The 15,407-nt window shown below is 62.8% G+C and carries 19 protein-coding genes and 1 tRNA gene; 15 read left to right on the forward strand and 5 right to left on the reverse strand.

Annotation, left to right across the window (positions count from 1 at the left end; genetic code table 11):
• Positions 1-123, forward strand: a 123-nt coding sequence (locus GQ651_RS15565; protein WP_455025969.1) for an EF-Tu C-terminal domain-related protein, incomplete at its 5' end; no start/stop codon positions are given.
• Positions 124-252: 129 nt separating this feature from the next.
• Here the strand turns inward: GQ651_RS15565 and GQ651_RS15570 are convergent.
• Positions 253-798 (reverse strand): peptide-methionine (R)-S-oxide reductase, encoded by a 546-nt coding sequence (locus GQ651_RS15570; RefSeq protein ID WP_160765201.1) that lies wholly within the window; start codon positions 796-798, stop codon positions 253-255.
• Positions 799-996: 198 nt separating this feature from the next.
• On the opposite strand from GQ651_RS15570, the gene GQ651_RS15575 reads away from it, so the two are divergent.
• The 7 genes from GQ651_RS15575 (at position 997) to GQ651_RS15605 (ending at position 5,131) form a co-directional block, all read left to right on the forward strand.
• Positions 997-1,665, forward strand: a complete 669-nt coding sequence (locus tag GQ651_RS15575) for a CatB-related O-acetyltransferase (RefSeq protein ID WP_160765202.1) — start codon at positions 997-999, stop codon at positions 1,663-1,665.
• A 59-nt stretch (positions 1,666-1,724) separates the two neighbouring features.
• Positions 1,725-1,800, forward strand: a tRNA-Trp gene (locus GQ651_RS15580).
• Between the two features lie 77 nt (positions 1,801-1,877).
• A complete protein-coding gene (gene secE / locus GQ651_RS15585) occupies positions 1,878-2,072 on the forward strand; it encodes a preprotein translocase subunit SecE (protein ID WP_160765203.1) in 195 nt (64 codons plus the stop codon).
• A 137-nt stretch (positions 2,073-2,209) separates the two neighbouring features.
• The gene (gene nusG / locus GQ651_RS15590) at positions 2,210-2,743 is read left to right on the forward strand and encodes a transcription termination/antitermination protein NusG (protein ID WP_160765204.1); all 534 of its coding nucleotides are present in this window, start codon (positions 2,210-2,212) and stop codon (positions 2,741-2,743) included.
• Between the two features lie 164 nt (positions 2,744-2,907).
• Positions 2,908-3,336: a 50S ribosomal protein L11 gene (rplK, locus tag GQ651_RS15595; RefSeq protein ID WP_160765205.1), complete on the forward strand. Its 429-nt coding sequence runs from the start codon at positions 2,908-2,910 to the stop codon at positions 3,334-3,336.
• A 3-nt stretch (positions 3,337-3,339) separates the two neighbouring features.
• Complete coding sequence (rplA, locus tag GQ651_RS15600; RefSeq protein WP_160765206.1) at positions 3,340-4,038, forward strand: 50S ribosomal protein L1; 699 nt, start codon at positions 3,340-3,342, stop codon at positions 4,036-4,038.
• A 202-nt stretch (positions 4,039-4,240) separates the two neighbouring features.
• Positions 4,241-5,131 (forward strand): matrixin family metalloprotease, encoded by an 891-nt coding sequence (locus GQ651_RS15605; RefSeq protein WP_160765207.1) that lies wholly within the window; start codon positions 4,241-4,243, stop codon positions 5,129-5,131.
• A gap of 2 nt (positions 5,132-5,133) precedes the next feature.
• Here the strand turns inward: GQ651_RS15605 and GQ651_RS15610 are convergent, their stop codons facing one another.
• Both GQ651_RS15610 and greA read right to left on the reverse strand, forming a co-directional pair.
• Positions 5,134-6,165, reverse strand: coding sequence for a hypothetical protein (locus tag GQ651_RS15610; protein ID WP_160765208.1), 1,032 nt, complete (start codon positions 6,163-6,165; stop codon positions 5,134-5,136).
• A 19-nt stretch (positions 6,166-6,184) separates the two neighbouring features.
• Entirely contained in the window at positions 6,185-6,655 is a 471-nt protein-coding gene (greA, locus tag GQ651_RS15615; RefSeq protein WP_160765209.1) for a transcription elongation factor GreA, read from the reverse strand.
• A gap of 129 nt (positions 6,656-6,784) precedes the next feature.
• Here greA and GQ651_RS15620 point away from each other — a divergent pair, with 129 nt between their 5' ends.
• The 4 genes from GQ651_RS15620 (at position 6,785) to GQ651_RS15635 (ending at position 12,127) form a co-directional block, all read left to right on the forward strand.
• A complete protein-coding gene (locus GQ651_RS15620; protein ID WP_160765210.1) occupies positions 6,785-7,825 on the forward strand; it encodes a phosphatase PAP2 family protein in 1,041 nt (346 codons plus the stop codon).
• 38 nt (positions 7,826-7,863) lie between these two features.
• Complete coding sequence (locus GQ651_RS15625; protein ID WP_160765211.1) at positions 7,864-9,510, forward strand: electron transfer flavoprotein-ubiquinone oxidoreductase; 1,647 nt, start codon at positions 7,864-7,866, stop codon at positions 9,508-9,510.
• A gap of 99 nt (positions 9,511-9,609) precedes the next feature.
• On the forward strand, positions 9,610-11,310 hold the full coding sequence (locus GQ651_RS15630; RefSeq protein ID WP_160765212.1) for a tetratricopeptide repeat protein: 1,701 nt from the start codon (positions 9,610-9,612) through the stop codon (positions 11,308-11,310).
• Positions 11,303-12,127, forward strand: a complete 825-nt coding sequence (locus tag GQ651_RS15635; protein WP_160765213.1) for a 4-(cytidine 5'-diphospho)-2-C-methyl-D-erythritol kinase — start codon at positions 11,303-11,305, stop codon at positions 12,125-12,127. The genes GQ651_RS15630 and GQ651_RS15635 overlap by 8 nt, the downstream gene beginning before the upstream one ends.
• On the opposite strand, the gene GQ651_RS15640 is transcribed toward GQ651_RS15635, so the two are convergent.
• Positions 12,120-13,124, reverse strand: a complete 1,005-nt coding sequence (locus GQ651_RS15640; protein ID WP_160765214.1) for a polyprenyl synthetase family protein — start codon at positions 13,122-13,124, stop codon at positions 12,120-12,122. The two genes, GQ651_RS15635 and GQ651_RS15640, sit on opposite strands and share 8 nt — an antisense overlap.
• 56 nt (positions 13,125-13,180) lie before the next feature.
• On the opposite strand from GQ651_RS15640, the gene GQ651_RS15645 reads away from it, so the two are divergent.
• From GQ651_RS15645 to GQ651_RS15655, 3 genes are all read left to right on the forward strand, one after another.
• Positions 13,181-13,396, forward strand: coding sequence for a putative signal transducing protein (locus GQ651_RS15645; protein ID WP_160765215.1), 216 nt, complete (start codon positions 13,181-13,183; stop codon positions 13,394-13,396).
• The gene (locus tag GQ651_RS15650) at positions 13,393-14,145 is read left to right on the forward strand and encodes a tRNA1(Val) (adenine(37)-N6)-methyltransferase (protein WP_160765216.1); all 753 of its coding nucleotides are present in this window, start codon (positions 13,393-13,395) and stop codon (positions 14,143-14,145) included. The genes GQ651_RS15645 and GQ651_RS15650 overlap by 4 nt, the downstream gene beginning before the upstream one ends.
• A gap of 117 nt (positions 14,146-14,262) precedes the next feature.
• Positions 14,263-14,439: a YdcH family protein gene (locus GQ651_RS15655; RefSeq protein WP_160765217.1), complete on the forward strand. Its 177-nt coding sequence runs from the start codon at positions 14,263-14,265 to the stop codon at positions 14,437-14,439.
• Here GQ651_RS15655 and GQ651_RS15660 read toward each other — a convergent pair.
• A complete protein-coding gene (locus tag GQ651_RS15660) occupies positions 14,425-15,387 on the reverse strand; it encodes a transcriptional regulator GcvA (protein WP_160765218.1) in 963 nt (320 codons plus the stop codon). The two genes, GQ651_RS15655 and GQ651_RS15660, sit on opposite strands and share 15 nt — an antisense overlap.
• Positions 15,388-15,407: the final 20 nt, after the last annotated feature.

A 15,407-nucleotide genomic window follows, 5' to 3' on the forward strand; every position in this document is an offset into this window, starting at 1 on the left:
GACAACGTGTCGTTCACGGTCGAGCTGATCGCGCCGATCGCGATGGAAGAAAAGCTCCGCTTCGCCATCCGCGAAGGCGGCCGCACCGTCGGCGCAGGCGTCGTCTCGAAAATCATCGAGTAACGGGGCGGCTCGCGAAGCGAACGCACCGGGTGGGTGACAGTCGTTTCCGCAGGAAATGACGAGAGGCCAAGCCACCAGACACAGGGAAAGGCCACCCCATCGGGTGGCCTTTTCGCATTCAGGGACAGGTCAGGCGCTGGCTTCTTCGAAACGAAGTGCGGCGCCGTTGATGCAGTGGATCGGCCGGTCCGGCACTTCGGGCAGCGACACGATGTGACCCAGATGCGAGCCGCAGCGCCGGCAATGCACCTCCATGGCCGCCCGGATTTCGGCAAAGGGATCGCCCATTCGTCCGCCCATCAGGTCCAGATCGGTCAGAACGGTGTCGGGATAGGAATGCCTGAAGAACGCCCAGCCCTTGTCGAGCTTCAGTTTGTGTAGGCTTCTGTAGATCGTCAGATCGCAGCCTTTGCAGCAGTAGGTGCCCGGACGATTTTCTTTCCAGAGAGGGCTGCTTTGAGGCGCCTCCGTGCCGCCCATGCGAAGTATGTGGAATTCGTCCTTTGTCAGCATAGCGCGCCATTCGGCTTCGGACCTTGTGACCTCATAAGTGAACCCGGCCCCCGGATCGGCGGCCTTTGCCGCGCCCGCTCCAAGACCCACAGCCGCGGCTGCAGTGCCTGTCATGAAGCCGCGTCGGCCAATTCCCTGACGTTCCGTTCCCGTGTCAGTCATGTCGCTTCTCCCGCTTGAGCCTTCTCCGAACATGGCAAGGCGCGCGGTCACATGCCAATGAACTCCGCGCGACTACGGCGTGTGTCCGTCGGCTTTATTTCCCAGTGAAAACTTGCTAAACGCAGATATCCGCGATGGAGGGAGCCATGGACCAGCAACTCTGAACCCTGAATTTCCAACTCAGACGAGAGCTGTTCCATGCCTGCACACTTCCCCCTGCCGGAGACCCGGCATCCCCTTATTCTGCCCGACGGGACGCCCCACGAGGGCACCGTTTTTCTGAAAGCCGTCATCGATCATCCGAACTGGGAGGTGGGGGATTATTCCTATGCCTCCAGCTTCGATCCGCCCGAGGACTGGGCCGCGCGCCTTGCGCCGTGGCTTCATCCCGGCACGCCCGAAAGCCTGAGGATCGGACGGTTCTGCCAGATCGCGGATGGCGTGCGCTTCGTCACCGCCTCGGCCAATCACCGCTATGACGGGATTTCGACCTATCCTTTCGCCATCTTCGACGGCTTCGGGGATCGTCCGTCCCTGCCGTCGTGGACGCCCGAGAACTTTCCCGACACCGTGATCGGCAATGACGTCTGGATCGGCGCGGGGGCGATGATCCTGCCGGGTGCCCGGATCGGCAGCGGCGCGATCATCGGCGCGGGTGCGGTCGTGAAAGGCGAGGTGCCGCCCTATGCCGTCATGGGCGGCAACCCGGCGCGCGTGATCCGCCGCCGCTTTGACGAGGCGTGCATTGCCGGACTTCTGGACATCGCCTGGTGGGACTGGCCCATCGAGGACATTCTCGCCGCCGAGAGCGAGATTGCCGGCGGCGACATCGCGGCGCTGAGACGGATTGCGGCGGCACGGGCCTGATGGGCTTCATTCGGCGCTTGATTCCGTCAGGCACGTCGAATAACCAAGCGCTCGGTCTTAGGGGTGTAGCTCAGTTGGTAGAGCATCGGTCTCCAAAACCGAGGGTCGGGGGTTCGAGTCCCTCCGCCCCTGCCAGACCGAACCGGTGACAGGTTGTGCGGCCCGCATGGGCTGCCTATCTGACCACCGAGAGAGCAGAGGAACACGAAAGCATGGCGACAAACCCGCTTCAGTTCGTACAGCAGACCCGGGCCGAGATCGCCAAGGTGGTCTGGCCGACCCGTCGCGAGGTCGTTCTGACGTCGGCGATGGTGTTCCTTCTGTCCATCGTGACTGCGGCGTTCTTCTTTCTCGTCGACTGGATCATTCGCCAGGGGCTTCAGGGCATCCTGACCTTCTTCGGCTGATCGGCGCTTTTCACTGTCAGCCCTCTTGAATTCACGGGGGTCTGGCGGTAAGTCACCCGCAACGAGGCGTGCACGTGGTGCACGCCCCTTTTGTTTCCGGGACAAGCGTCCCGCAAGCCGGGAAGGACGGACATAAGATGGCCAAGCGCTGGTATTCCGTGAGCGTGCTTTCGAACTTCGAGAAGAAGGTCGCCGAGCAGATTCGCCAATCGGTCGAGGATGCCGGTCTTCAGGACCAGATCGAAGAGGTTCTGGTCCCGACCGAAGAGGTCATCGAGATCCGCCGGGGCAAGAAGGTCACCGCCGAACGCCGCTTCATGCCGGGTTACGTGCTCGTGCGGATGGAGATGTCGGACGAGGGCTATCACCTGATTAACTCGATCAACCGCGTCACCGGTTTCCTTGGCCCGCAAGGCCGCCCGATGCCCATGCGCGACGCCGAGGTCGAGGCGATCCTTGGCCGCGTCGAGGAAGGCGAAGCCGCGCCGAAGCTGCTGATCAGCTTCGAGGTGGGCGAGAAGGTCAAGGTCAACGACGGCCCGTTCGAAGACTTCGACGGCACCGTGGAAGAGGTCGACGACGACAACCAGCGCCTGAAGGTGACCGTGTCGATCTTCGGCCGCGCCACGCCGGTCGAACTGGAATTCGGTCAGGTCTCGAAGCAGGTCTGACAGCCCGTCAGGGCTTGAAATGTTGGCACGTCCCGTGTACGTGCCCGCAGTCCCCAATGGGGACACTTCATGTGGGAGGCGAGGCGATCGCGATCGTCGGACCGGACCACATCAACCACAGCCCGAGGGACGCGTCCCGAGGGTGTTGAGAAAGGAAGAAACCGATGGCTAAGAAAGTCATGGGGCAGCTGAAGCTTCAGGTGCCCGCCGGTCAAGCGAACCCCTCTCCGCCGGTTGGTCCGGCTCTGGGTCAGCGCGGCATCAACATCATGGAATTCTGCAAGGCGTTCAACGCCAAGACGCAGGAGATGGAGCAGGGCGCACCCTGCCCGACCATCATCACCTACTATCAGGACAAGTCGTTCTCGATGGAAATCAAGACGCCGCCCGCGTCTTATTTCCTGAAGAAGGCGGCCAAGCTGAAGTCGGGTGCCAAGGCCCCCAGCCGTGAAACGGTTGGCACCGTCACCACCAAGCAGCTCCGCGAAATCGCCGAGGCCAAGATGAAGGACCTCAACGCGAACGACGTCGAACAGGCGATGAAGATCATCCTCGGCTCGGCGAAGTCGATGGGTATCGAGGTGAAAGGGTAAGTCATGGCGAAGCTTGGAAAACGTACCCGCGCCGCGCGCGAGGCTTTCAACGGCAAGGAAAATCTGACCGTTGCCGAGGCCGTCAGCCTGATCAAGGCGAACGCCAATGCGAAATTCGACGAAACCGTCGAGATCGCGATGAACCTTGGCGTCGACCCGCGCCACGCCGACCAGATGGTTCGCGGTTCGGTCACGCTGCCGAACGGCACCGGCAAGGATGTGCGCGTCGCCGTCTTCGCTCGTGGCCCCAAGGCCGACGAGGCCAAGGAAGCCGGCGCCGATATCGTCGGTGCCGAAGACCTGATGGAAACCATTCAGGGTGGCACGATCGACTTCGACCGCTGCATCGCGACCCCGGACATGATGCCGATCGTCGGCCGTCTGGGTAAGGTGCTTGGCCCCCGGAACCTGATGCCGAACCCCAAGGTCGGCACCGTGACCATGGACGTCGCGGATGCCGTCAAGGCTGCCAAGGGCGGTCAGGTGACCTTCAAGGCCGAAAAGGCCGGCGTGGTTCACGCAGGCGTCGGCAAGGTCTCGTTCGACGAGGCCAAGCTGGTCGAGAACGTGCTCGCCTTCGTCGATGCCGTCTCGAAGGCGAAGCCGACCGGCGCCAAGGGCACCTACATGAAGAAAGTCGCTCTTTCTTCGACGATGGGTCCCGGCGTGACCGTCGACGTTCAGTCCGCTACCGGCAACTGATCGCGCCTCAGACAGGGCCACGGCCCAAACGACTTCCAGAAGGGCGTCCCATTGGGGCGCCCTTTTTCGTTGTGTGCAAAAAGCGTCAGCTTTCCGGGCCTTCGGACCTGCCACATTTTTGCCGTTGTTTTGTCTAAAGTCTTTCCTTAGCGAGGAAAGCAACTGGCGGAATTTACAGCGCCGGAAGCATTGAGAGACGAGTATGAGCCTGTCCGAGGAGTCTGACCTCACACTCAAGTGGGGTCCCGCGGTCGAAGGAACTGCATCGGGTCAGATCGGCTGGAGCGCCGACCTGACAGGCTTGGACTTTTCGCCACCCTATACTTTCGCCAGCTTTGAAGCCGAAGTGGACGCGGCCTTTACCGCTTGGGAAAACGTGGCCGCCGTCGACTTCATCGAGGTCGACGCGAGCAGCGCCGATGTCTTCTTCTCCGTAGGCGTTCTGGATGATGTGGCGGCGGCCGGCGTCGCCTGGATCAGCTATTTCGACTATGGCGATATCGGTGTCATCGACGAAGGCCGCGTCACCATGGACGGGGATCGCCTGTGGTCGCCCGATGGCGAGGGACCTGGCTCGGACTTTTTCGCGGTCGCCCTGCACGAAATCGGGCATATTCTCGGCCTGAGTCATATTTTCGACGACACCGAAATCATGAATCCCGTCGTCAGGGTCGACGAACTGGGCGACAAGGACATCGCCGCCATTCAAAGCCTCTACGGCACCGATGGCAGCGGTCCGGAAGAACCGGAGTCGAGCACGCCGCTGAGTGTGTCGAGCGGTGCATCGGACGATGACGGCGGCGGCGGGGGTGCCGGCGCATTGTTGCTTGGCCTTCTGGGCGCGCTCTTCGCTTTCTTCTTCGGCGGCCCCACGGGTGCGGCAGTGGCCTTCGCGGGCAGGGTGCCAGACGAGACCGGCGATGCCGACGACAGCGACGGCCTGCCTGACCTCGATCCCGATTTCGACCTGCCGCAGATCATGGTCCACGAGCACGCGGTCTATCTTGAGGGCGAGGGGCACGCACATGGCTGCTGCGACTGCGACGGCCCCTGCGTTCACGAGCATCAGCCGGAAGACCTGCTGGCGTTCTGACCTTAGTCGAACATCCCCGCCACACGACCCAGCAGCATGAACGCGCGGGCCGTGCGGGTGTTGGTCAGCATGATGACCTCCTGATCCGACAGACCTCCGATCACTTGCGCCAGCGTCTGATCGAAGGTGCGCAGGAAGTGGTGCGCCGCATCCCGGAAGATCGAGTCCTGCCGCATCCGCGCGGCGCTGAGCGCAAGGCTCGACCGGTCCCGCACGCCGCCGAGCCCCGAAATGGCACGCCCGCGCTCACCTTCAGCGAAGCGGCGCCAGACCTCGGGCCGGGCACGGTCGGGCGTCAGGTCGTCCATGTAGATGCCGTCCTGGCTGAGAAGCGTCAGGATGTCCTGACTGGCGGTGATCAGCCGCGCGGCGCGGCGATCGGCCAGCGCACGGCGAAGCGCGTCGAATCCGGCGCGATCCTCGGCCGTCTCGGGAAAGTTCAGCGCGACGATGAAATCCTCGGTCGAGACAGGGTTCCCGAAGATTTCGGCGGGCGTGCCAAGGGCCAGATCAGGCTGATCCCCTCCGGACTGGACCGGGTTGCGCTGAGGCTCGGCCACGGGGCGCTGCGGGGCTGGCTGTTCCGCGCCTGAACGGATCGAGACGAACTCGGTCAGCGCATGTTCCGTCCGCTTCTGCGCCTCGGTCAGCGCATCGATCTTGCGCTCGACGCCGGGTGTCATGGCCGTTGCCGCCATCTGGGCCTGACCCACATAGAGCTGCCGCATCGCGTCCATGGACGCCTGAAGCCGTTCGCTCTCGTCTCGCATCACGCGGGCGCTCTTCACCGCGATAGCGGCGATCCAGATCAGCGCCACGGGCATGACGACGGCAAGAACCGCGACGAGAAAGCGGAGCGGTCCCAGTTCGGTCCCGTTCCCCAGACCGACAGACAACAGGAACACCGCACAGCCAAGAAACCAGACGGCGCTCAGCGCCAGCGCGATCCGTTCGGCGGCGTCAAGCCCCGCCCGCGCGTTCAAACGGCTATAAATGCCCAGATCAACCGGCGGCTTGGGCGGCGTGTCGGACATGGCTGGGCGGCCCCCGTTCTCAGGAATACTCGATCTTCAGGATCTCGTAGGCGCGTTCGCCACCGGGCGTGCGGACCTCGACGCTATCGCCCTCATCCTTGCCGATCAGGGCGCGGGCCAGCGGCGACTTGATGTTGAGCTTGCCCTTTTCCAGGTCGGCCTCGGGTTCGCCCACGATCTGGTAGGTCTTTTCCTCGTCCGTATCCTCGTCGACCAGCGTCACGACGGCGCCGAACTTGATCGTGCCGGACAGTTTCGACGTGTCGATGACCTCGGCCAGCGACAGGATGCCTTCCAGCTCCTTCACGCGGCCCTCGATAAAGCTCTGCTTTTCGCGGGCGGCGTGGTACTCGGCGTTCTCGCTCAGGTCGCCATGTTCGCGCGCCTCCGCGATCGCCCGGATGACCGCCGGACGTTCTTCAGATTTGAGCTTCTTCAGTTCTTCGTTCAGGGCCGCATGCCCCGCACGGGTCAGTGGTATCTTTTCCATGAATCAGCCTTTCAGCTTGCGCGTAGCGGCTTGGTAACACCCCGCCGTTAATTCAAGCGGGCAGGCGAAAGTCAATAGCGAGATCGGTGGCCTTCCGCCTACCAAAAAGCGGGGGAAAAGAGAGCGGAAATGCGTTTTTTCATACGTTGGGCCCTTGTCTATTTCCTCGTCGCCACGGCGCTCAACTTTCTGTTGCGTCAGGATGCGTCGGTCACGGGACTGACCTTCCTCGGCCTGACGGTGAATGTGTTCAGCGTCTTCAAGATCGCTTTCCCCATAACGGCTGCCATCCTGATCGGTTCCTGGTTCGCAAGCTCCGATCCGAAGGACTTCGTCCGGCGCCTCGCGAATGGCTTTCTGACGCTCGTGGTCTGCTGCCTGTTCCTGTCCGGGTTTTCGTCGGTCAAGACACTTCTGCCGCTTCTGGCTGAGGCGCTTGGTCAGACGCCTTTCTTCGCCGATCCGCTGTTCGCGGCGCTTGACCGCGCCATTCACTTCGGGGTCGATCCCTGGCGCTTTGCCCATGCCGCGACCGAGGCGGTCGGCTGGACCGATTTCGTTCATCACTCGGCGCTTGCCTACGGTCTCTGGTGGGCTATTCCCGCTTTTTACCTGCCTGCGATCATGGTTCTGCTGGGCGACGGCGAGGCGCGGCAGAGGCATTACCTCGTCCTCTATTTCTTTTGCTGGATCCTGCTGGGCAACATTCTGGCGCTGGTCGGCCTGTCGGCTGGCCCGGTCTATTATGACCGTCTGTTCGGAACCGAAATGTATGTCGATCTGAACGAAAGGCTCGCCGCGGCGGGGATCGCCGGCTCGTGGTTCGGAGATGTGCAGGAAAAGCTCTGGCTCGCCTTTGCCGAACAGCAGCAGGCCATCGGGTCGGGCATCTCGGCCTTTCCCAGCCTCCATGTCGCCATGGCGACCGTCACAGCGCTCTACCTTGGCGAGAAGCACCGCTTCCTCGGCCTGATCGGATGGGCGTTCTTCGCCGCCGTGCTCTTCGTCTCGGTCTGGATCGGCTATCACTATGCGATCGACGGATATTTCTCGGTCGCTGCGGTTCTGGCGCTTCATTGGGCACTGAAACGCGGTTTCCTGCGAAATCTCGTCACGTCGGATCGAAACGACGCCCCGTCGCAATTGACCCCGCGCGCCCCGGCTGAATAAGTCACTCCCCAAGCGGAACACTTGTGGGAGAGGCCCTCATGGCCGAGATCGAGCGCGAAAGCATGGAATACGACGTCGTGATCGTGGGCGCGGGGCCGGCAGGCCTGTCCGCGGCGATCAGACTGAAGCAACTGGATGCCGACCTTAATGTGGTGGTTCTGGAAAAAGGGTCCGAGGTCGGCGCGCATATCCTCTCGGGAGCCGTTCTGGATCCGGTCGGCCTGAATGCTCTGATCCCTGACTGGAAGGAGAAGGGCGCTCCTCTGAACGTACCGGTCAAGGACGACAACTTCTACATGCTGGGCGAGGCGGGTCAGATCCGCGTCCCAAACTGGCCGATGCCGCCCCTGATGAACAACCACGGCAATTACATCGTCTCGATGGGCAATGTCTGCCGCTGGATGGCGGAGCAGGCCGAGGAGATGGGCGTCGAGATCTTCCCCGGTATGGCCTGCTCGGAACTGGTCTACGGCGAGAACGGCGAAGTGAAGGGCGTCGTCGCGGGTGAGTTCGGCAAAAACGCCGATGGCACGCCGGGCGACGGCTACGAGCCGGGGATGGAGCTTCTCGGCAAATACGTCTTCCTGGGCGAAGGCGTACGCGGATCGCTCTCGAAAGAGGTGATCGCCAAATACGAGCTCGACAAGAACTCCGAGCCGCAGAAATACGGCCTTGGCATGAAGGAAATCTGGGAGATCGACCCCGCCAAACATCGCGAGGGCTCGGTCACCCACACGATGGGCTGGCCCCTTGGCAGCAACGCCGGCGGCGGATCGTTCATCTACCACCTCGACAACAATCAGGTCTATGTCGGCTTCGTGGTGCATCTGAACTACCAGAACCCGCACCTGTTCCCCTACATGGAATTCCAGCGCTTCAAGCACCATCCGATGGTCGCGAAGCTGCTCGAAGGCGGCAAGCGCATCGCCTATGGCGCACGTGCGATCACCGAGGGCGGCTATCAGTCCATGCCCGAGGCGGCATTCCCCGGCGGCGCGCTTCTTGGCTGTTCCGTGGGTCTCGTCAACCTCCCGCGCATCAAGGGCAACCACAACGCCATGCTCTCGGGCAAGGCGGCTGCCGAGCACGCCTACGCGGCCATTCAGACCGGGCGCTACGGCGATGTCCTCGACGGCTATACCACCGAGCTGAAGGAAGGCCCCATTGGTCGCGACCTGAAGAAGGTGCGGAATGTAAAGCCGCTCTGGTCCAAGCGCGGGCTTCTGGCCTCGCTCGCCGTGGGCGGGTTCGACATGTGGACGAATACGTTCGGGTTCTCGCTTCTTGGAACGATGGGCCACGGCAAGACCGACGCGGCGGCCACCGGGGAGGCGTCGAAGCACAAGCCCATCGACTACCCCAAGCCCGACGGCAAGCTGTCCTTCGACCGGCTGACCAATGTGTCCTTCTCGATGACGAACCACGAGGAAAGCCAGCCCGCGCATCTCAAGCTCAAGGACCCGTCGATCCCGGTTTCGGTCAACCTGCCGAAATACGCCGGACCCTCGGCGCGGTACTGCCCGGCGGGCGTATACGAGTTCGTGGGCGAGGGGGACGACACGAAGTTCCAGATCAACTTCCAGAACTGCGTCCACTGCAAGACTTGCGACATCAAGGATCCGAGCCAGAACATCAACTGGACGGTCCCGCAGGGCGGCGACGGGCCCAATTACCCGAATATGTAACGGGATTGTCAGTGCGGGCGGCAAATCCGCCCGCCCGCATTGCACGGCCCCTAAGGGCGGACTAGGTTTTCGACAACCGCCGCTTGGAAAGGCCACATGATGACGCTTCGCACCGTTCTGACCCTCGTCACGGCCCTTGGCGTGGCTCTGCCCGCCACGGCAGACAATTCGGGCAGCTATCTGGCTGCGCGCTCGGCGATCATCGCGAACGACTTTGCCGAGGCCGCCGAATACTACAGCCGCGCGCTGGCCCGCGATCCGGCAAATCCTGCGCTTCTCGAAAACGCGATGACCGCGTATCTCGGCATCGGAAATGCCGAACGCGCGGTGCCTGCCGCGCGCCGCATGATGCAGACCGGTGCCCAAAGTCAGGTCGCGGGACTGATCCTCCTCGGCGATGACGCGAAGACCGGCAACTGGGATTCCCTTCTTGCCGACCTTCAGGCGGGTCAAACCGTTGGTCCGCTCTTCGACGGGCTTATTGCAGCCTGGGCCGAAGTGGGCGCAGGCCGGATGAGCGAGGCGCTCGACGCCTTTGACGAAGTTGCCTCGAACGCCGGTGTCGAAGCCTTCGGACTCTATCACAAGGCGCTTGCGCTGGCGTCGGTCGGAGATTTCGAGAGCGCGGCGGAGATTTTCGCGGGCGAGGCAGGGACCATGCTGCGCCTGACCCGTCGGGGCATCATCGCTTATGCGCAAATCCTGTCCCAGCTCGAGCGGAACGAGGATGCGATCGACCTGATCGATCAGACCTTCGGTTCGGTGGCGGACCCCACGCTGGTCGCGCTTCGGTCCACACTGGAAGCGGGTGACAGCGTTGCTTTCGACACCGTGCAAAACCCTGCTGACGGCGTGGCCGAAGTCTACTTCTCCATCGCCAACGCCCTCGCAGGCGAGGCGCAGGACAGCTACACGCTGCTTTACGGGCGGATGACGCTGCACCTGCGCCCCGACCATGTGGACGCGCTTCTGCTCACCGCCGAATTGCTCGAAAACCTCGAACGCTACGACCTTGCGACCGAGGTCTATAACTCGGTCCCCGCTGACGATCCGTCCTTCCACGCCGCCGAGCTGGGCCGCGCCGCTGCGCTCCGCCAGTCGGGCAACACCGAAGCCGCCATCGAGGTGCTGCGTGGCCTTCAGAAGTCCCACGGCGATCTGCCTCTGGTCCACGTCACTCTGGGCGACACGCTCCGTGGTCTCGACCGTTACGATGAGGCGATCCCCGCGTATGACCGCGCACTCAGCCTGATCGAGACGCCCGAAGAGCAGCACTGGGTGATGTTCTTCGCCCGCGGCATTGCCCATGAGCGGACCGACAACTGGCCGCAGGCCGAAGCCGACTTCCGCAAGGCGCTGGAACTTCGCCCCGAGCAGCCGCAGGTGCTGAACTATCTCGGCTATTCGTTCCTTGAGATGCAGACCAACATGGAAGAGGCGCTGGACCTGATCGAGCGCGCTGTCGCGCTGCGCCCGGACTCGGGTTACATCGTCGACAGCCTCGGCTGGGGTCTCTACCGCCTCGGCCGCTATGAAGAGGCGGTCGGACACATGGAGCGCGCTGTCGAGCTTATGCCGGTCGATCCCGTGGTCAACGATCACCTGGGCGATGTCTATTGGGCCGTGGGCCGCGAGCGCGAGGCCGAGTTCCAGTGGCACCGCGCCCTGTCCTTCATTGACGAGGACGGCTCGAGTGATGCCGACCCGGACCGTATTCGCCGCAAGCTGGAAATCGGTCTGGACGCCGTCCTTGAAGAAGAGGGGGCACCGCCGCTCGAGGTTGCGAACGACGATGGTTGAAGTCTTCGCCCCGGCGAAGGTCAATCTGAGCCTCCATGTCACCGGCCAGCGGCCTGACGGTTATCATCTGCTCGATTCCTATGTTTGTTTTGCGGACATCGGCGACCGTGTGACCGTCGCGAAGGCGGACGAGACGTCGCTATCCGTCACGGGCCCCTTCGCCAAAGCTATCCCGACAGGCGCGGATAACCTCGTACTGCGTGCCGCAGAGCTTCTTGGCGTTTCGGCACACATCACGCTTGAGAAGAACCTTCCCGCCGCCGCGGGGATCGGGGGAGGCTCTTCCGACGCCGCTGCCACGCTCATGGCGTTAACCGATCTCTACAATATTCCCGTGCCCGACCGGGACGCCGTGCTGACTTTGGGTGCCGACGTGCCGGTCTGTCTTATGCGCGGCCAGGTGCGAATGCGCGGTATTGGCGACGACCTCGCGTATATCACCGAAAGCCGAATGGGTTGGCCCATGGTTCTGGTCAACCCCGGCGTCTCAGTCTCAACGCCCGAAGTATTCCGAAGACTGGCGCGGAAAACGAACGAGCCGATGCCGGATGACATCCTTGAGGATACCTACAACGAGTTTCCGGACTGGCTGGGACATCAGCGCAACGACCTGGAAGCGCCCGCAATAGAGTTGGAGCCGGTCATCCTGGACGTGCTCGATGCGCTGCGCGCCGAAACTGGATGCAGGATCGCGCGCATGTCGGGGTCCGGGGCTACATGTTTCGCCCTCTTCGATGAGGACGATCAGGCTTCCGATGCTGTCGCCGCCATCCGCGACGCGCATCCTGACTGGTGGGCCGTGGTCGCGATCAGCTGATCCGCGCCACAACGTAATCCGCAAGGTCGATCAGTATCTGTCGCAGCTCGTGCTCGGGCAGGCGCCGCATCGCGTTCTTCGCGGTCTCGGACCAGCCAAGCGCCTCTCTCCGGGTCGCCTCTATCGCGCCATGCTTGCGGATCAGCTCGAGTGCGGTTTCCAGATCGCTCTCCTCCTGCCGGCCCTTCTCGATGGTCCGGACCCAGAAGGCGCGTTCGTCCTCGTCCGCCGCCGCAATGGTCTTGATGATCGGCATCGTCAGCTTTCGCTCACGGAAATCGTCGCCCACGTTCTTGCCGGTCTCTGCCGCGTCGCCTGCGACGTCCAGCAGATCGTCGGCCATCTGGAACGCGATACCGAGAGCGTCACCATAGGTACGAAGCGCGTCGACCTCGTCGTCAGGCCGGTCCGCGATCACGCCGCCCACCTCGGTGGCGGCTGCGAAGAGCGCAGCTGTCTTGCCGCGCACGACCTGCAGGTAAATCTCTTCCGTCGTCGCAAGGTTCGCCGCAGCAGTCAGTTGCAGCACCTCGCCCTCGGCGATGGTCGCTGCGGCGTTGCTGAGGATGCGCAGGACGTCCAGAGACCCGGTATCCGTCATCAACTGGAACGAGCGGGCGAACAGGTAGTCCCCTACCAGCACAGAGGACTTGTTGTCCCAGAGCAGGTTCGCCGTGGGACGACCGCGTCGCTGATCGCTTTCGTCGACGACATCGTCATGGAGCAGCGTCGCGGTGTGTATGAACTCGACCGTGGCGGCAAGCCGGACGTGGTTGTCGCCCTCATAACCGCAGAGCCGCGCGGCAGCGAGCGTCAGCATCGGGCGCAGCCGTTTGCCTCCGGCTTCGACCAGATGCGCCGTCACCTCCGGAATGCGCGGTGCGTGTTCCGAGGCCATCCGCTCGCGGATCAGGCCGTTCACCCGCGCCATATCGTCTTCCAACATCGCGGCAAGGCGTTCGTGGGGCTTGTCGGTCTTGGCTTGGTCCAGGCTCATCACAGGCTCGTCAGGTCGCTCGACATTGGGGCGTGTCTGCCCTTAAGTCCGATTTGATGAAAGAGCTTATACGCAGCAACGACCCGACCGTGATCGCCTTTGCCTCGGCCCTTCTTGAAGGCGAGGGTATAGAGGTGTTTCAGATGGACGTCCACATGAGCGTCCTCGAAGGCTCCATCGGCATATTGCCGCGCCGCCTTATGGTGCGCGACGCTGACCACTTCCGCGCCAGCGCGGTGTTGACGGACAACGATATCCCCACGGGCCGATGACGGACACCACCGACGATGGCTTTCTGGGAGGGCGGCTGAGGCTCTTGCAGCCGAAGGCGGGGTACCGGGCAGGGGTCGATCCCGTTCTGCTTGCCGCGGCTGTGCCCGCCCGAGCGGGTGAAAGCGTCCTCGATATTGGCTGCGGCGTTGGGGCGGCAATGCTCTGCCTCGGACGGCGGGTGCCCGGCCTCGACCTTTTGGGAGTGGAACGTCACGAGCGTCTGGCGGCGCTCGCCCTTGAGAATGCCCGCCGTAACGATATCCCGGCCGAGATCGTCGTCGCTGATCTTCTGAATCTCCCGAAGGATGTCAGGGAGCGGTCATTCGACCATGTGATCACAAACCCGCCCTTCTTCGATCGCGCCAAAGGCTCACCGGCCGGTCGCGAGGACAAGGAGGCGGGGCGAGGAGAGACGGTGCCCCTTTCCGACTGGCTCGATGCGTCTCTCCGGCGGCTGGGCCCGCGAGGTCGCCTGAGCGTGATCCAGCATGCCGGCCGACTGCCGGACATTCTGACCGGACTTGCGGCTAGGCTTGGCGACATAACGGTCCTGCCAATCTGCGCCCGACAGGGTCGCGATGCCAGTCTGGTCATCGTCACGGGCCGGAAGGGTAGCAGGGCAGCAGCCCGCATCGCCTTCCCCTTCGTCATGCACGAAGGCGCGGCGCATCTGCGCGACGGGGACGATTACGCGCCTGAGGCGCGCGCGGTACTGCGTGAGGGTGCGCCCCTGCCGCTTGCGGATTAAGGAATCCTTAGCTTTCGGCGGCCTACGATCATTCTCACGCCTCATTGTCCAAGGCGCGTGACACGAATCGACTTTCGTGATCGACTGAAAGGACAGCACCAATATAGGAGGACGACGATGAGCTTGAGTTCGCATGTGCAGGAACTCCGGAAGAAACATCATTCTCTCGAGATGCAGGTGGAAGAGGCTCAAAGAAGCCCGGCTGTGGATGACCTGACTCTCACGTCCCTCAAAAAGCAGAAACTGAAGATCAAGGAAGAGATCGCGCGCCTGACCCAGTCAGCTCACGCCTGACATGGTTTCGGCCTCGGCCGCCGTGATGAAACGGCGGCCGATATCCAGCTTCTGAAACTCGGCGACTTCGCCTTCGATCCAGTCGAGAAAGGCCTTGATATGAGGCCGCGTCTCGGCCCCCGCGGGGCAGAGAAGCCGATAATGTGCTTCCGTCGTGATCGACAGATCGAAGGGCATAACCAACCTCCCTTCCAGAAGATCGCGTGCCGCAAGCGACACGCGCCCCAAGATCACTCCGCCGCCCGTCAATGCCGAGTCGATCGCATGGTCCGCCTGACTGAAGCGCGGCCCGCCTGATGGTGGGGCGTCGAGTCCCGCAGCGCGGAACCATGTCGGCCACTGTACCGATGGTCTCAGAAACGCCGTATCGTCTTGGTGAAGCAGCGTTACTGAGAGCAGATCTTCCGGCGATTTCAGCGAGCGCGCGACCTCTGGAGTGGTCATCGGTGTCAGCCATTCCCGGATGATAGGTTTCGAAAACAGCCCGTCATCGCCCTGTCCCAGCCCGAAGCGGATGGCCACATCGACGTCGTCACGCAAGAAATCCAGTAGCCTGAGCGTTGCTGTGAATCTCAATTCGATATCGGGATGGGCCGTCGCGAAGGCGAAAAGCCTCGGGGCCAGCCACTTCGCCGTGATCGCCGGTCCGGCGGTCACCGTCACGACCGAGTTATCCGCAGCGCGCCGCGTCGTTCGCCAAGCCGCGCTGAGCGCCGCGAAGGCGTCCCGCGTACCGGGGGCCAGCATCCGTCCCGCCTCGGTCAGTTCCACAGCCCGGTTCAGGCGACGAAAGACCGACGCTCCGAGATGCTCCTCAAGCGACTTGATTTGAAAGGACAGAGCGGCCGGCGTGACGTTCAACTCCTCTGCCGCTTTCTGAAACGACATGTGTCGAGCGGCGGCATCAAATGCACGCAGTGCAGTCAGCGGAGGCAGGCGATCATTCATATCAGTTAAATATTACTTAT

Source organism: Kangsaoukella pontilimi, assembly GCF_009830125.1.
Classification (GTDB): Bacteria; Pseudomonadota; Alphaproteobacteria; order Rhodobacterales; family Rhodobacteraceae; genus Kangsaoukella; species Kangsaoukella pontilimi.

Coding starts and splice junctions, on each gene's coding strand:
- GQ651_RS15570 (WP_160765201.1), bottom strand. CDS start 798: ATGACTGACACGGGAACGGAACGTCAGGGAATTGGCCGACGCGGCTTC.
- GQ651_RS15575 (WP_160765202.1), top strand. CDS start 997: ATGCCTGCACACTTCCCCCTGCCGGAGACCCGGCATCCCCTTATTCTG.
- secE (WP_160765203.1), top strand. CDS start 1,878: ATGGCGACAAACCCGCTTCAGTTCGTACAGCAGACCCGGGCCGAGATC.
- nusG (WP_160765204.1), top strand. CDS start 2,210: ATGGCCAAGCGCTGGTATTCCGTGAGCGTGCTTTCGAACTTCGAGAAG.
- rplK (WP_160765205.1), top strand. CDS start 2,908: ATGGCTAAGAAAGTCATGGGGCAGCTGAAGCTTCAGGTGCCCGCCGGT.
- rplA (WP_160765206.1), top strand. CDS start 3,340: ATGGCGAAGCTTGGAAAACGTACCCGCGCCGCGCGCGAGGCTTTCAAC.
- GQ651_RS15605 (WP_160765207.1), top strand. CDS start 4,241: ATGAGCCTGTCCGAGGAGTCTGACCTCACACTCAAGTGGGGTCCCGCG.
- GQ651_RS15610 (WP_160765208.1), bottom strand. CDS start 6,165: ATGTCCGACACGCCGCCCAAGCCGCCGGTTGATCTGGGCATTTATAGC.
- greA (WP_160765209.1), bottom strand. CDS start 6,655: ATGGAAAAGATACCACTGACCCGTGCGGGGCATGCGGCCCTGAACGAA.
- GQ651_RS15620 (WP_160765210.1), top strand. CDS start 6,785: ATGCGTTTTTTCATACGTTGGGCCCTTGTCTATTTCCTCGTCGCCACG.
- GQ651_RS15625 (WP_160765211.1), top strand. CDS start 7,864: ATGGCCGAGATCGAGCGCGAAAGCATGGAATACGACGTCGTGATCGTG.
- GQ651_RS15630 (WP_160765212.1), top strand. CDS start 9,610: ATGACGCTTCGCACCGTTCTGACCCTCGTCACGGCCCTTGGCGTGGCT.
- GQ651_RS15635 (WP_160765213.1), top strand. CDS start 11,303: ATGGTTGAAGTCTTCGCCCCGGCGAAGGTCAATCTGAGCCTCCATGTC.
- GQ651_RS15640 (WP_160765214.1), bottom strand. CDS start 13,124: ATGAGCCTGGACCAAGCCAAGACCGACAAGCCCCACGAACGCCTTGCC.
- GQ651_RS15645 (WP_160765215.1), top strand. CDS start 13,181: ATGAAAGAGCTTATACGCAGCAACGACCCGACCGTGATCGCCTTTGCC.
- GQ651_RS15650 (WP_160765216.1), top strand. CDS start 13,393: ATGACGGACACCACCGACGATGGCTTTCTGGGAGGGCGGCTGAGGCTC.
- GQ651_RS15655 (WP_160765217.1), top strand. CDS start 14,263: ATGAGCTTGAGTTCGCATGTGCAGGAACTCCGGAAGAAACATCATTCT.
- GQ651_RS15660 (WP_160765218.1), bottom strand. CDS start 15,387: ATGAATGATCGCCTGCCTCCGCTGACTGCACTGCGTGCATTTGATGCC.